General features: G+C 42.7%; 16 protein-coding genes. 4 read left to right on the top strand and 12 right to left on the bottom strand.

The features are described 5' to 3' along the window. Window positions 1-38: 38 nt before the first annotated feature. A complete protein-coding gene (locus tag C6347_RS03955; protein WP_003213147.1) occupies window positions 39-206 on the bottom strand; it encodes a YvzF family protein in 168 nt (55 codons plus the stop codon). Between the two features lie 113 nt (window positions 207-319). Here C6347_RS03955 and C6347_RS03950 point away from each other — a divergent pair, with 113 nt between their 5' ends. From C6347_RS03950 to C6347_RS03935, 4 genes are read left to right on the top strand one after another with little or no spacing between them, the layout of a single operon-like run. After that, entirely contained in the window at window positions 320-1,744 is a 1,425-nt protein-coding gene (locus C6347_RS03950; protein ID WP_106071437.1) for a spore germination protein, read from the top strand. Beyond that, window positions 1,731-2,825 carry a GerAB/ArcD/ProY family transporter gene (locus C6347_RS03945; RefSeq protein WP_060597275.1) on the top strand — a complete coding sequence of 365 codons (1,095 nt, stop codon included), beginning with the start codon at window positions 1,731-1,733 and terminating at the stop codon, window positions 2,823-2,825. The genes C6347_RS03950 and C6347_RS03945 overlap by 14 nt, the downstream gene beginning before the upstream one ends. Next, complete coding sequence (locus C6347_RS03940) at window positions 2,822-3,940, top strand: Ger(x)C family spore germination protein (protein WP_106071436.1); 1,119 nt, start codon at window positions 2,822-2,824, stop codon at window positions 3,938-3,940. The genes C6347_RS03945 and C6347_RS03940 overlap by 4 nt, the downstream gene beginning before the upstream one ends. A 40-nt stretch (window positions 3,941-3,980) precedes the next feature. Next, window positions 3,981-4,349: a hypothetical protein gene (locus C6347_RS03935; protein WP_034659936.1), complete on the top strand. Its 369-nt coding sequence runs from the start codon at window positions 3,981-3,983 to the stop codon at window positions 4,347-4,349. A 47-nt stretch (window positions 4,350-4,396) separates the two neighbouring features. On the opposite strand, the gene liaR is transcribed toward C6347_RS03935, so the two are convergent. From liaR to C6347_RS03880, 11 genes are all read right to left on the bottom strand, one after another. Beyond that, window positions 4,397-5,032 (bottom strand): two-component system response regulator LiaR, encoded by a 636-nt coding sequence (gene liaR, locus C6347_RS03930; RefSeq protein WP_034659937.1) that lies wholly within the window; start codon window positions 5,030-5,032, stop codon window positions 4,397-4,399. After that, the gene (gene liaS, locus C6347_RS03925) at window positions 5,029-6,093 is read right to left on the bottom strand and encodes a two-component system sensor histidine kinase LiaS (protein WP_034659938.1); all 1,065 of its coding nucleotides are present in this window, start codon (window positions 6,091-6,093) and stop codon (window positions 5,029-5,031) included. The genes liaR and liaS overlap by 4 nt, the downstream gene beginning before the upstream one ends. Next, window positions 6,090-6,881 (bottom strand): cell wall-active antibiotics response protein LiaF, encoded by a 792-nt coding sequence (liaF, locus tag C6347_RS03920; RefSeq protein WP_181185435.1) that lies wholly within the window; start codon window positions 6,879-6,881, stop codon window positions 6,090-6,092. The genes liaS and liaF overlap by 4 nt, the downstream gene beginning before the upstream one ends. A 3-nt stretch (window positions 6,882-6,884) precedes the next feature. After that, window positions 6,885-7,754: a LiaG family protein gene (gene liaG, locus C6347_RS03915; protein WP_060597277.1), complete on the bottom strand. Its 870-nt coding sequence runs from the start codon at window positions 7,752-7,754 to the stop codon at window positions 6,885-6,887. 111 nt (window positions 7,755-7,865) lie between these two features. After that, window positions 7,866-8,528, bottom strand: coding sequence for a stress responsive protein LiaH (liaH, locus tag C6347_RS03910; RefSeq protein ID WP_106071435.1), 663 nt, complete (start codon window positions 8,526-8,528; stop codon window positions 7,866-7,868). Between the two features lie 15 nt (window positions 8,529-8,543). Further along, complete coding sequence (locus C6347_RS03905) at window positions 8,544-8,936, bottom strand: membrane protein (RefSeq protein WP_034659942.1); 393 nt, start codon at window positions 8,934-8,936, stop codon at window positions 8,544-8,546. 216 nt (window positions 8,937-9,152) lie between these two features. Further along, on the bottom strand, window positions 9,153-9,725 hold the full coding sequence (locus tag C6347_RS03900; RefSeq protein WP_106071434.1) for a cob(I)yrinic acid a,c-diamide adenosyltransferase: 573 nt from the start codon (window positions 9,723-9,725) through the stop codon (window positions 9,153-9,155). 123 nt (window positions 9,726-9,848) lie between these two features. Continuing rightward, entirely contained in the window at window positions 9,849-11,135 is a 1,287-nt protein-coding gene (locus C6347_RS03895) for a heme ABC transporter ATP-binding protein (protein ID WP_106071433.1), read from the bottom strand. Next, complete coding sequence (locus C6347_RS03890) at window positions 11,132-12,190, bottom strand: FecCD family ABC transporter permease (protein ID WP_060597281.1); 1,059 nt, start codon at window positions 12,188-12,190, stop codon at window positions 11,132-11,134. The genes C6347_RS03895 and C6347_RS03890 overlap by 4 nt, the downstream gene beginning before the upstream one ends. Next, the gene (locus tag C6347_RS03885; protein ID WP_060597282.1) at window positions 12,156-13,106 is read right to left on the bottom strand and encodes an ABC transporter substrate-binding protein; all 951 of its coding nucleotides are present in this window, start codon (window positions 13,104-13,106) and stop codon (window positions 12,156-12,158) included. The genes C6347_RS03890 and C6347_RS03885 overlap by 35 nt, the downstream gene beginning before the upstream one ends. 176 nt (window positions 13,107-13,282) lie before the next feature. Next, window positions 13,283-14,671, bottom strand: coding sequence for a glycoside hydrolase family 28 protein (locus C6347_RS03880; protein WP_034660694.1), 1,389 nt, complete (start codon window positions 14,669-14,671; stop codon window positions 13,283-13,285). Between the last annotated feature and the right edge of the window lie 5 nt (window positions 14,672-14,676).

Raw genomic sequence — 14,676 nt, 5'->3', positions numbered from 1 at the left:
CCAAAATCCTTTAAGCGTTTTCAATTAAAATTTTATCTTTATTTTAATTTTAGTTCAATATAAACGCGGACATCTTTCGAATATTTGTATTTTGGGTTCGTTTTTCCGTAATCCTTTGATGTATATGTCACTTCATAATGCTTGTCAAACGACTGTAGAATACGGTCAATCTCCTCTTTTGTTCCTGCTAAACGAATTTGCGCCATCTTGTTTCCTCCAAAACCCTCATTCTTTCTTTTACCACAAAATAATGTAACACAGAATATTGTTTTTTCAAGCAGGTAATGCTAAGAAAAAGTTATTGAGGCGGGTGATCCTTTTGAATCAGACTCCATTGAAAGAGCACTTATACGATAATCTCTCCGTCATTCTCCCGCAATTAAAGGAAATGGACGATTTGGTTCATGAGAAAAAAACGCTGCCTCACGGGCAGGTCGTTTACTATTTATACATAAAAGAAATGAACGAAAAGATGGAGATTCAAACCTTTTTGAAGCTGCTTCTCCAAGATCATACGTCTCTCACAAAAGAGAAGCTGGAATCCAATTTATCGATGATGACCACACGTTCGGTGAAGACCTCTGAACAATTGGTCAATGCGATTTTTGAAGGGCATTGCGTGGTGCTCATTAATGGATTTCAGCATGCGTATATTTTAGAAACGCATGGAACGAAGAAACGCAGTTTAGGGGATGCTACCTCTGAAACAGTCGTGAGAGGACCAAAAATTGGCTTTATTGAAGATTTAAATACGAATTTAGCGCTTGTAAGACAGCGCTTGAAAAATCCTGATCTCAAAACCGTCGATATGAAGATTGGTCTACAGAAATACACTCAGGTGACCATCATGTACATCGACGGTATCGTTCAAGTGCCTGTTTTAAAGGAAGTCAAAAAACGGCTCAAGCAAGTCACCATTGATGATATACAGGACTCTGGTGTTCTTGAGGAGCTCATTGAAGACAATGTGTATTCTCCTTTCCCGCAAATTCAAAACACAGAACGGCCGGATAAAGTGGCATCTGCTTTAAATAATGGCCGGGTCGCCATCTTTGTCGATCATTCACCTTTTGTGTTAATTGTACCTGCATCCCTTGCGACAATTATGCAATCACCCGATGATTATTATGAAAGATGGATCGCCGCCTCTCTTATTCGTTTGCTGCGGTTTACCTCGATCTTTCTGACGTTATTTCTATCAGCCATTTATATTGCGCTTGTGTCGTTTCATCAAGGTCTTTTGCCAACCACTTTGGCTATTACAATCTCGAGCACAAGGGAAAATGTCCCCTTTTCACCCATTGTCGAGGCACTCATCATGGAGATGACCATTGAGCTGCTGCGGGAAGCTGGCTTAAGGCTGCCAAATCCGCTCGGTCAAACGATCGGACTTGTTGGCGGGGTTGTCATTGGACAGGCTGCCGTTCAGGCACATATTGTCAGCTCGATTATGGTGATTATCGTTAGTGTCATTGCACTTGCATCCTTTACTGTTCCTCAATATGGGATGGGCATGTCCTTTCGCGTGCTCCGCTTTGTGTCCATGTTTACTGCGGCTACCTTTGGTTTATATGGGATTGTGCTGTTTATGCTTGTACTCCTTACTCATCTCACGCGACAAAAAAGTTTTGGCACGCCTTATTTCTCACCAGATTTTGTGTTCAGCTATAAAAACGAAGACAATTCCATTATTCGATTGCCTTTAAAAAATCAACAGAAAGGAGAACGACATGGTCAATCATAAAGAGTCGATTACCAGCTATCAGGCAAGTGCCATTATTGCCAATACAACACTAGGCGCAAGTATGATGATTCTGCCAAGATCAATGGCTCAGGCTGCGGCTACACCTGACGGCTGGATTGCACTCTTACTCATGAGTGTCATTTACATTGTGTTTATTTTTGCAAATGTCCTCATGATGAAAAAAGTCCCCTTCTCCTCTTATTATGATTATACGAACGAGGGGCTTGGAAAATGGATTGGCGCTCTTGCCAACCTCTTGATTATTATTTATTTTCTTGGCGTCGCCAGCTATGAAGTACGAGCGATGTCGGAAATGGTGAAATTCTTTTTGCTTCAAAACACGCCTGTAGCGGTGACAATGATCAGCTTTATTATAGTTGGTTTTTATCTTGTGATTGGCGGGATTGGTGATTTAGCCAGGCTTTTTCCTTTTATTTTGATTGTGACGCTCATCATCTTATTTGTCGCTTACGGACTTAGCTTGCAAGAATTTAAGTTAGATAACCTCCGGCCCGTTTTAGGAGAGGGGTTCTCCCCTGTCTTCAATTCCTTTAATGCATCAGCCATATCGTTTGTCGGCATTGAAATGATGCTGTTTATGCCTGCTTATATGAACACGCAAAAACACACTTTTGCTTATGGAACAGTCGGCTTTTTGATTCCTGCGATTATTTATATTTTCACTTATATTCTTGTGATAGGTGCGCTGACGGTCAAAGAAACGGCGACTTTGACTTGGCCGACCATTGCCTTATTCCAATCGTTTGATATTCAGGGGATTTTTATTGAACGAATTGAATCATTTTTGCTTATCGTTTGGCTGGTTCAGCTGTATACAAGCTTTGTCGGATATACATTTTTTGCCGCAATCGGGGTATCCAGACTGACCAAGTTTCCTAAAAAGGTAGTCGTCGCTCTAATGGGAATTGTCATTTACTTTGCAGCGATTTTCCCAAAGGATGTCGATACAGTGCGAGATTATTTAACCTATGTGAACAACCTCTTTTTCCTGCTGTTCGGCATTCTCCCGTTTCTCTTATTTATAATCGTTTTTTTCAAAAGGAGGCGGAAAACAGCATGAAAAAGAAGGCAGCTTGTGCTCTTTTGATGCTGGTTCTATTAAGTGGTTGCTGGGATAGTACAAATATTGAGGAGCTCAACATGGCGATTGGGTTTGCAGTAGATAAAGGGGACCAAGGACATAAATTAAAGCTGTCTATGCAAGTCCTCGTTCCTCAAAAGATCGATCAGGAAGCAAGCATCAAAGACCCTACGAAAATCATTGAAAATAGCGGGGATTCTATGCATCAAATTTTCCGCACAACGGCGCTGAAAAGCCACCGCATTTTTGCGCAGCAGCTAAGGGTGTATTTATTTTCTGAGGAGCTCATCAATGAGAATAATTTTGACCTCGTCATTAATCAATTCATTCGAGACAATGAAACGCGGAGAGGCAGCCTCGTCTTTATGACCTCTGAGAAACCTGGGGACATGCTGAAAATCAATGACGACGGACAGCCAGCCTCTTCGACCTTATACGATCTTTCAGAAAACAGAAAAACGACCATTTCCATGTTCAAGACGGTCTCATTAGGAGATATTTCTTCTGCCATGCAAAACAATGTATCCTTTGCTCTTCCGAAAGTCAGCGTCGATCAAGGAAAATTAATGATCGACGGTGCCTCTATTATTAAGAATAGACGATTTCTCACCAATATCTCTCCGTCAGCAGTGGAGTCATACAATTTGTTAACTGGGGACGGAGAAGGCGGAGTCATACAATTTGAATATGATCACAGCCTCTACTCTTTTGAGATTTTCAAAATCAAGCACCATATCAAAACCCATAAATCAGCCAGTGGAAAATATCAATTTGATGTGTCAGTGGATCTTGATGGGCGATTGTCTGAGGATTGGAATGAACGCGAAAACGCTTTTAATGAAAAGTATCTCAGAGAAATTGAAGGCGTTGTCAAGCGTCGATTAGAGAAAAACGTAAAGGATTTCATCGGAGAATTACAGCATGAGATTAAAGCAGATATTTGCGGGTTTTATCAAAAGGCGAGTATTGCCTACCCAAAGGACTTTCGAAAAGAAGCAAAACATTGGGATGAGATTTTTAGTGAATCAGATATTCGTTACAAAGCAAATGTGAAAATCCGTGACTTCGGGACTAAGGGCGCAACACAATCCTGATAGAGTATGTTAAAATGGTAAGAAAAAAAGGGTGTCAATCATGAAACGAGCTTTACTTTCGGCCGGCATTCTATTTTTGATTCTAGGAATACTCCTGTTAGTCGTTGTATTCATGCAATCAAAAGAAGATTTCTTCATTGAAGCCGACAGCTTTTCGAGCACATTTTTGATCGTGATTTATTATGGACAAACCCCTGCGCTCCTTCTTATTGGAGGCGGTTTATTCGTCGGACTTTCACAGATCATTGGTTTGCAGGAGAAAAAAGCAGCAGTGGCAAAGGAGAGCGTACAGCTATTATCCGAGATGAAGAAAGCCCTAGAAGACAAATCGGCCGAGGAGCAGGAGGCTTTTCCAGTTCCTGAGCTCCATCAACTATCCGAACGTCCGATCACAGGACAGAAGGACTAATTTTACGCATGTTCTAGCAGCTTTCATTTGAAAGCTGTTTTTTTATTTTATTGAATCAGCTTATGACGATGCGCATACACAGCCGCTTGCGTCCGGTCTTCTACATCGAGTTTGGAAAGAATGTTGGTAATGTGTGTCTTCACTGTTTTAATTGTAATAAATAGTTCCTCGGCAATGACCTTATTCGATTTTCCATCAGCAATCAGCTTCAAGATTTCCATTTCTCTTGCTGTTAATGCATCATGAAGGATCGATCCATTTGAGGAATGACGGAGTTTATTCATGACCTTTCCAGCCACTTTTGATTCAAGTCTTGGTTCGCCGATACTTGCAGACCGAATGGCATCCGCAATTTCTCCTGCCTTGGATGTTTTTAATAAATAGCTTAAAGCACCTGCCTCAATCACTGGATAGACTTTATCATCGTCAATAAAGCTCGTCAGAACGATAATTCGAGCATCTTCAATTTCCTGACAAATTCTTTTCGTTGCTTCAATGCCATCCATTCCTTCCATGACAAGATCCATTAAAATCACATCTGGCTTTAATTCAACCGCAAGCTCTACACCTTTTTGTCCATCTGACGCTTCACCAATGACTTCAATATCAGCCTGCGCCTCTAAAAAGGCAGCAAGCCCCATTCTCACCATTTCGTGATCGTCGATTAAAAGTACTCGAATCATCGAACGTTCTCTCCTTTTCCTTCATCAAAAATGGGGACCTTCACATCGATTTGTGTTCCTTTTCCCTCAAATGACATAATCTCTGCGACACCGCCTACTTCACTTGTTCTTTCGCGAATCGATTCAAGTCCGTAGGAAGCTGTCTTCACATGATCTGTTTGAAAACCGATCCCATTGTCGATAATCTTCAGCTGCACCTGCCGATTTCGAATGAGCAGACGTACCGTCACCTTTGTCGCCTTTGCATGCCTGAACACATTTGATAGGGCTTCCTGTACAATTCGGAAGAGGTGATCCTCTACTCCTTTAGACAGCGGAACATCATCTTCTATTTCCCAATCAATATCAATCGGCTGCTTTGCTTGAAATTCATTTAGGAGTTCAATCAAGCCTTTTTTCAAGTCTTTTCCTTCAAGGGTGATCGGTCTTAGATGAAGCAAAAGCGCACGCATTTCATTTTGTGCATCGCCAGCCATTCGTTCGACTAGGCGCATTTGCTTTAAAATCTTTTCATCCTTTTCCTTCATGCCTTCAAGAATCGCAGAGGTCATCATCGAAATCGCAAACAACTGCTGGCTGACCGCATCATGCAGTTCTCGTGCTAGACGCTGACGTTCTTCTGAAACGACGGATTTCTTCATTTGCACCTGCCATTCAGCCCGTTCATTCGAGAGCTTTTGCAAAGAAGCTACTTGCCCTTCAACTCGTTTGGCCATTTCATTTAATTGATCTGCCGCTAAGCCAATTTCATCGTCGCCAAGAGACGGCAGTCTGTATGCAAAGTTCCCATTTTCAAACTTTAAAATCGACTCTACAAGCTGATCGAGACGCTTCTTATGCTGATAGCCAAATACATGCGAGGCAGAAACCCCAATGACAAGACTAATGATCAGTAAAATACAAAAAAACGGGATGCCGAACCAGCGGGTAGAGAGGAGAATCATCGGATCAAGCTGATAATAAAAAAACATGGGCAGCATCGTCATGATGACAACACCAAGCGAGATCCCTACTCCAAGACGAATAGATTGCCACTGGATACCTAGATGGAGTTTCCTCATAAGTATCTCACATCCACATCTCCAATCAGTAAAGAGATGGAGATTTTCACTTTTCGTTTGCTCTCATCGTAATTGTTGGTCATCACATACACTTTACTGCCGAATCCGCTTCTTTTTTCATCGATAATTTTCATATCACCAATTGCAGCTGAAGCACTCACACATACTTCAATATCCTGCGGTACGTAAATATCCACATCTCCGATGAGCCCGCTAATCACGATCGTGCTCTCTTCTTCTGCGATAATGGCCTTTGATAAGTCGATTTTGACATCCCCGATAAACCCTGAAATCGTCAAATCACTTAATTGAAACGGCTTTTTCATCAGCCTGACCTCACCGATAAAAAAGTCATGCTCTTTGCGCGGCTTTGTCTGGCTCTTTGTTTTCTTTTGGTCGCCCTCTTTTTCAAGATTGACTTTCAGCGAAGGCTTTCCATCGTCCGATGCTTCCTTTTTATCGACATCAAAAACGGGTTTGTTTTTCAATAAACGATAGCCGGCATATATCAAAAAGGCCGCAAATAAATATCCTGTGAGACTAAATGTAATATTGAGCAGAAATTTTAAAAAGAGAAAGCCGGCAAAAATATAGGAAACTGAACCGAGCCAACGTTTGGATCTTGAGTGCAGCCAATAGCCAGCCAGCGCAAAAAACACAGGCCAAAACAAATCGGCTCCGATCCCAATAATTTTGAGAAATAGATTAATACCAAAAATCACGACAATGATGCCTAAAATTTGATTCCTTGAAAAACGCAGTTGACTCGCCTCCTTCCTTTCTTCCATTCATTACCGCAGCTTTAAGTTTCCACTTGTCATTTCAATATCGACTAAGTGTGTTCCTTTTCCCCGCGTGCCTGTAAAGCCTCGTCCTTCACTATCCGCTTGATCAAAGTGATAGGAGTGATCGACACTTCCACTTGTTTTTTTCACCCGGACATTGAAATCTCCTTCATCCGGTAAATTAAATTTGGCACTGCCTGATGTCATATGAAAGGAGACAGGTGACGCAATGGTATCAAAACTTGCCGTTAATCTACCGCTTGTCATGCCTAGTTGCAGCTCCCCTTTGACATCTTTAATATCGGCACGTCCCGAGGTTGCCCCAATATCACTATTTTTCGCATCGATGTGAGACACGGAGAGTCTGCCCGATGTCGCTTTGATTTCTACATTTTTTGCTGAGAAATTCTCGGCTTTGAGGTTTCCGCTTGTTGATTTGAGCGTCACATCTTGAAGAGAGAGCTTCCCTTCGCCATCCATCTCGCTGACCCCGCTTCCACCCGTAATCTTCACATTTTTATGATAATCTGTTGGAATTTTGACTAAGAGTTCTCCTTTTTCAAATGAGGAGAAAAACAAGAATCCTTTATTTTCAGCACGGACGTTGAATGTACTGCCTGTTTGGTCCGCATACATTTTCCCTTTTCCATTAACGACAATCACGGAAATATCGGAACGATTTTCAGGCTTTACCTTCACGCGAAACCCAGAAAGAGAGATATCTAATTGATCAATTTCATCTTTTTTCGCTGAAGCTGTTGTGACTGCTTTTTCACGGGAGAAACTCAAATGAAAGAGATCTTCATTTTTGAAAAGCATCCCAATCATTAAAAAGACACCTACAAGTATACAAATTAGACCGATTAACCGCTTCATTCGTACCATCCTTTTATCTTCTGACCTTTTCATTATAAGTAAAAGCGAAACAGAAAGAAATCAAATATCGGAAGAAAAATCCTGCTTTTCTTCCGATCTGACATCGATTCCTTAGTTTGCTTGCTGCTCAGGCTTCTTCTCCAGCTTGAGCTTCTGCCATTCTTTTTCAACCTCATCCGCATAGTCTAGATGAGCATCTGCTCCTTGATCGGCAAATTGTGCATAGCTGCCCGCTTTTGTCTCCATTTCTTCGATACGGTTCTCCATTCGAAGAAATTCCTTATATGCACTTTCACTGTCTACTTTGTTCATGGATTCGTTCATATGCTGCTTTGCCTGTGCAGCATTTGCTCTTGCAATCAGAGCCTGCTTCTTGTCTTTAATATCACGCAGCTTCGTTTCTAACTGCTGCAATTGCTCTTTCAGCTCTTTCAATTGTTTCACAGAGTGCTGATAAGCTTCCTGATATTCCTGGTGCTTTTCTTCAAAATACTTCATTTCTGTGAGCGCTTTTCGTGCAAGTTCCTCTTCTCCCGCATGATATGCCAGCTCAGCCTGCTTCTTTCTTTTATCAGCAAATGCTTCTGTCTCTTCTGCTTTGTGCAGGAAGCCTTGTTGAATCGTTTGCTGTTTGATGATCGCATGTTTCGCTTTGGCAATATCGTCCTCCATATCACGAACGTACTGATTCAGCATGACACGCGGATTCTCCAATTTATCTAAGCCTTCATTGACCGTTGCAACAAACATATCTCTTACTCTTCTGAATACCATTTGATATTCCTCCTCTTATTTTTTCTTTAAAAAGTCTTCCCATTCTTGATCAAATGACGTGTGAATAGGTTCTTCCATTTTCGGTGCCGTGTTTGGCTCCATATATGATCTGCTTGATGATTCTTTTGCCTGTTCACCATTGATCATCGTCCAGCCGAAGTAGAGAAGCCCCCCAGCCAATGCGATTCCAAGGATAAACGGCAGAGATTGCACAACAATCAGTACACCAATGACCGCTAGAATGACACCGAAGGTTTGACTGCCTTTCTCATATTTCTTTACACCTACATAGATGAGCCACGCCCCAATCAGAATCGGGATCAGCCCTCCTAGTGAACCACCGAAGAAGATGGATAGACCGACAAACATTAAAATCGAACCGATGATGGTTTTACTTGTTATTTTCATCTTCATGCCTCCTTTCTTGCTCCTTGCTTTTACTTTAGTCAAAAAAGAGAGCTGGCAAAACGTGTCGCAGATTGATCTTTCATTGCGACCAGAGTCGTAACTTCGCTCAGACTAAGCGATAGAACCCAATAAAAAAGCACTCTTCTCATTCGAAGAGTGCTTCAGATTGTTGACAAAGGGCTAAAATGATCTTTATTTTAGCCCTTTGTCTTCTTTTCAGCGTGTAGACCGAAACACGTCTGCGCTTCGTTCATATTCAACATCAGCTTCACCGAGCCGATGATTCACGACTCGTGCGGCTGCAAATAAATAGTCGGATAGACGGTTCACATAGGTGAGTGTAACCGCTGGAATTTCCTCCTGCTTCGCAAGCGTCACAATATGCCTCTCTGCTCTTCTGACGACTGTCCGCGCCACATGTAAGAGAGCTGCTCCTTCCTGGCCGCCCGGTAAAATAAACTTTGTGAGAGGCGTGGCTTCTTCTACATAGATATCCATTCTTTGTTCAAGGACTGCCACTGATGCTTCAGTTAATTTGCCTTCTTTACGTGGTTTGACTGCTGCCAAATCACCGCCGCAGTCAAAGAGCTCGTGCTGTATCACAATCAGCTCTGACAAAATGTCTTGAAACAATTCGCCATGCTGACGTAAATTTGCATGTGCGAGTCCAATGAAGCTATTCGCCTCATCTAACGTGCCGTACGCCTCGACTCTTACATCATCTTTATCGGCTCTCCCGCCGATCAAGCCTGTTTGGCCTTGATCCCCTGTTTTTGTATAAAGTTTCATCGGTGTCCCTCCTTGTCTATTGCTTTGTCCTTTTAGTATAACCTGAAGTGGAAAGGATGTATTTGTTTAACTAAAGCACTGTGATTTTCATCGCATCATAAACAAAAAAGCGAACCCTTTGGTTCATTTTTGAATGACATTCAATGTATAAAGAAGACGGTGCACTTTCTGTTTTAATCTTTCATGTAAATGCTCATCATCTTCTGTTTCCTGCATACCCGCAGCAGCGATACAAAGATGATGAATGGACATGCTCGTCTCCTGTTTAATCATGTGGACAAGCTGCCCCATGAGCTGAACAGACGATCCGTCTGATAAAGATTCTTTCAGTACAAGCCAAATGGTCAGCTCTTTTTGATGACGCATGCCGTAAAGCACCATGTCGTTTTCTGTGTCTTCAGCAGCAAATTGGTTTGGTCCACTCGTTTGGTCGTAAAACAATATTCCTTCACGATCATCCAGCTCGTCACGAAGTATCTCAGTTCCTGTTCCGAGAGATCTTTCCCAAAAAAAGCCGCCCCTTTTCTGATGTGAGGAAAGGACGCGGAGCGGCTGTTTGAGGGAAAACGTCATTCCTTCTGAGCCATACGTTTTCCAGCCATCCGCTAACTTTGCATTTGATGCTATAGAAGCCCCCGCAGGCTCAATGATCAGCTGAGGGTTTGCTCTTCGCGGGTGTTGGAGCGGTGTTACCTCTGTTTCATACACACGGTTGATTCGCTCAGGCGTCAAGACGTGATGCGGCAGTCCTATCATTTCCGTCTTTCCTTCATCAAGCAGCAGCAGCCGGTCACAATATAAACTGGCGATGTTCACATCATGAAACACGCCGATCACCGTTAGCCTAGAGGAAGTGGTCTCTTCTTTAATTAAATCAAGCAAGTCTTTTTGATAGGCCAAATCAAGAAAACTGGTTGGTTCATCCAGCAATAAATATTCAGGCTGCTGGGCTAATGCCTGTGCCAAGTACACACGCTGCTGTTCTCCCCCGCTCAACTCATGAATGGATTGATCCTTAAATTGTGCAACATCCGTTTGTTCCATTACTTTGTTTACGACCTGCATATCTTCTCGAGTAACAGATTGCAGCCATCCTTTTTGATATGGGTAACGACCGAATTGAACCGTTTCTTCCACTGTAAATGAGAAGGCTTGGTCCGTTTTCTGCGGTAGAACAGCCATTTTTTGCGCAAACGCCTTTGGACGGTAGGATTGAACCAATTGACCGCTCAGGCGTACCTCGCCACTCTCAGGTGCCAGCATCCCAGAAATCATTTTAAGCAAGGTCGACTTCCCGCTTCCATTTGGACCAAGTATACCGAGAAAATCTCCTTGCTTTACCTCAAGGCTGATGCCACGTATGACCTCTTTCTCTCCATATCCACCTCTGATTTCCTTCACTTGAATCATAGATGTGTCCCTCCTCTATATTTACGGATGAGGATGATGCCGAATACAGGGGCACCAATTAACGCAGTAATGATGCCAATCGGTAATTCAGTCGGTTCAATGATCGTACGGGATAACACATCTGCTAAAACGAGAAAGGAAGCGCCGTTCAGCATAGACAAAGGCAGGAGGTGCCGGTGGTCTGTGATGGCTAAGAGGCGAATAAAATGCGGAATCACAAGTCCCACAAATCCGATCGTCCCTGACACCGCTACCGCACTACCAGTCAGAATTGAGCCAGCAAGCAGCACTATATATTTGCTCCTTTTCACATGTACACCTAATAGCTGTGCCTTCTCCTCGCCATACGTCATGACATTCAAATCTCGTCCCATCAGCATTAATGCAAAGGTCCCCACAAGAAAGAAAGGAAGGAAAAGCGCAATATAGCGCCAGCCCCTCATGGACACACTGCCGAGAAGCCAATGAATAATCTCTTTTAGATCATCACCTGTTAAAGCAATCATCAATGATATAAGCGCACTCAAAAAAGAGCTAAAAATCACCCCTGTTAAAATTAAAGAAGAGATGCTCATCCCCCGATGAACAAGACGCGCAAAAAAGAGGACGAGACATAGGGTCACAAGCGCTGTTGTCATACTGAAAAAAGGCAGTGTGAAACTGCCGAGCAAAGGGAGCTGCAAGCTGAAAAATAGTGTCGCGACGGCTCCAACTGATGCCCCTTGAGATACACCTAGCGTATATGGGTCAGCGAGAGGATTTTTTAATAAACCTTGAAAGGCTGCACCTGATAACGCCAGCGCTGCTCCGACTAGTGCCGCTAATATCACTCTCGGCAGCCGGATATTCATCATAATATTGCGATCAATTGAATCTATTGTGCCAATCTGCACCCCGAATAGTTCATGAACAAATATACGGAGAATAGAAGGAATGGGAATCCCTAAGCTTCCAAAGGAGATTCCCATTCCAATGCTCACCACAAGAAGTAAAACACTTAGTGTGTATGCGATGATGAATTTATTTGAACGTGTCAGGATAGATGCTTTTCGCAAGAGCCTCGACTCCTTCAACCAATCGCGGTCCCGGTCTTGATGCGAGATCCGTATTCAATTGAAAGACTTGTTTTTCCTTCACTGCTTTGATCGCATTCCAGCCGTCTCTCTTTTTCAGATCAGCTAAGCTGGAACCATCAATTGTGACGATCACATCAGGATTTCGTTTGATAATCGCTTCTTCTGTCATTTGCACCCAGCCAGTTTGATCGCCAGCAGCATTTTTCGCATGGATAACAGAAAGCATTTCGTCCATAAATGTATTTGTACCTGTTGTATAGATTTCAGGCGCACCTGATACTTCGACAAAGACTGTTTTTTGTTCGTCTTTGGAGATCGCCTCTGCTTGTTTCTTGATGTCATTCAATTTTGTTTTCATCTCATCTACAAGCTTTGTTGATGCTTCTTTTACACCTGTTGCTTCACCGATCAAATTGATCGATTTGTACACATCCTTAAAGGAGGTGGCATCATTTACAGTCAGTACTTGAATTCCTGCATCTTCAAGCTGTTTAAATCCATCTTTTGATCCCATCTGCGATGCATGAGCTAATACTAGATCAGGCTTTAAGGAAATGACCTTCTCGACATTGAATTCAAGTCCGCCAATCTTCTCTACCTTTTCAACTTCCTTTGGATAATTGTCAAAATCTGATCGTCCAACCATTTTATCGCCAAGACCAAGCGCATAGGCAACCTCTGTATTACTTGGAATTAATGAAACAATACGCTTAGGCTGCTCTTTGATTTCGACTGTTTTACCAGCTGCATCTTTAATCGAGACAGGAAATGCCGCAGCCGCTGTTTCGTTATTTTGTGAACTCTTTGCTTTATGGTCTGTCTCAGCACCTGCACATCCTGCTAAAACACCCATCACAAGCAATAGCGATAGCCAAATGGCCGTTAACTTTTTCATGAATGAACCCCCTGGTTTATGTACTGCTTGACGTCATCTCTTCCGTCAATTCTTTTCTAATTTCGGGAATATTATACTACAGTGCAGATAGGTTGTATATGTGATTTCTAAAAGCGTCTTTTTCGTTCTTACTAAAAGAAAAACAGCCTCCGAAAAGACTGTTTTTCACTCATCTATCAATTGATTTGTTCCCCATTGATGACGACTTTCTGAAAAGAAGGAGATACTGCATGCTCCAAAGAAAGTGGATACGTCACATGATCTATGACACAATTTTTCATGTTGAAGTGTGTAACGGGGGAATGTGAGTAGGCGGCTATTTTCACACCATATCGTCCGCCGCTGCTTTTCAGTCCTTCTACTTCAATATGACGCACAACAGGACGATGTGGACCCGCATCCCCTTCCTCATACATCATGTCGATACAGACCACTTCATGCTTTAAGCTTTTGACTGTGTTGTTTTTAAAGTAAATATGTTCAATGGTACCGCCTCTGACAGAGTTGGTTTTAATACGCAGTGCCCGGTCAAGGTTCGGACTATCCATTACATTATTCTCTGCATATACATACCTGACCCCGCCAGAGATTTCACTCCCGATCGTCACTCCGCCGTGTCCATCACGCATCTCATTTCTACGAATGACAATGTTTTCAGATGAAACCCCTATTCTCCGCCCGTCCTCGTTTCTGCCAGATTTGATGGCAATACAATCGTCTCCATTATCAAAATAACAATCTTCAATGAGCACATTCCGGCAAGACTCCGGATTAACACCATCTGTATTTGGTCCATGCCCGATGATATGGACTCCACGGACGATGACATTTTCACTTAGCACAGGATGAATTTGCCACATCGGTGAATCCTTCACTGTCACTCCTTCAATGAGAACTTGCTGGCATTGGTAGGGCTGGATAAAGCTTGACCTTAAATAATGGCCTTCTCCAAACACTCTTTCTTCTACTGGTATCCTCTTTTCAGCCATTTCAAATAGAAGCTGCCGATCCCGGTCCTGAGACGGCTGGCCATTCGTGCCATACTTCCAAGGCCACCAATGATGTTCATCCCCTCTGCCATCAAGCGTTCCAGCTCCTGTGATGGCGATATTTTCTGCATGGTGTGCATAAATGAGAGGTGAATAATTATAAAGCTCAATCCCTTCATATCTTGTCAGTACAATCGGCAGATAATCCTTTGGATCTTGGCTGAATGCCACATAGGCTTTCTCATGCAAATGCAGCTCTACATGACTCTTCAATTCTAGAGCACCTGTCACAAACGTCCCTTCTGGAATAAGCACACGTCCCCCTTTCAAACGGTGCGCATCATCAATCGCAGACTGGATAGCATCTGTTGAAAGCTCTATCCCTTTCCCATCTGCACCATAATGAACCACATTAAATTCACGATCAGGGAACAGCGGCGCTTTTATCTGCTTTAACACTTGATCGATTCCGTTTGCTTTTTTGTCTTTCTTCTCTTGCCTTGCTAAACGCGTGAGTCCGATTCCTGTGAGTACCGTTCCTGCTGTGATATACATCAAATCCCGCATTTTAAACACGTTCT

The organism is Bacillus sp. NMTD17, assembly GCF_002998735.1.
In the GTDB taxonomy this organism is placed as follows: Bacteria; Bacillota; Bacilli; order Bacillales; family Bacillaceae; genus Bacillus.
Note: the sequence above shows the minus strand (reverse complement) of the source record. Positions and strands in the feature narration are given on the sequence as shown.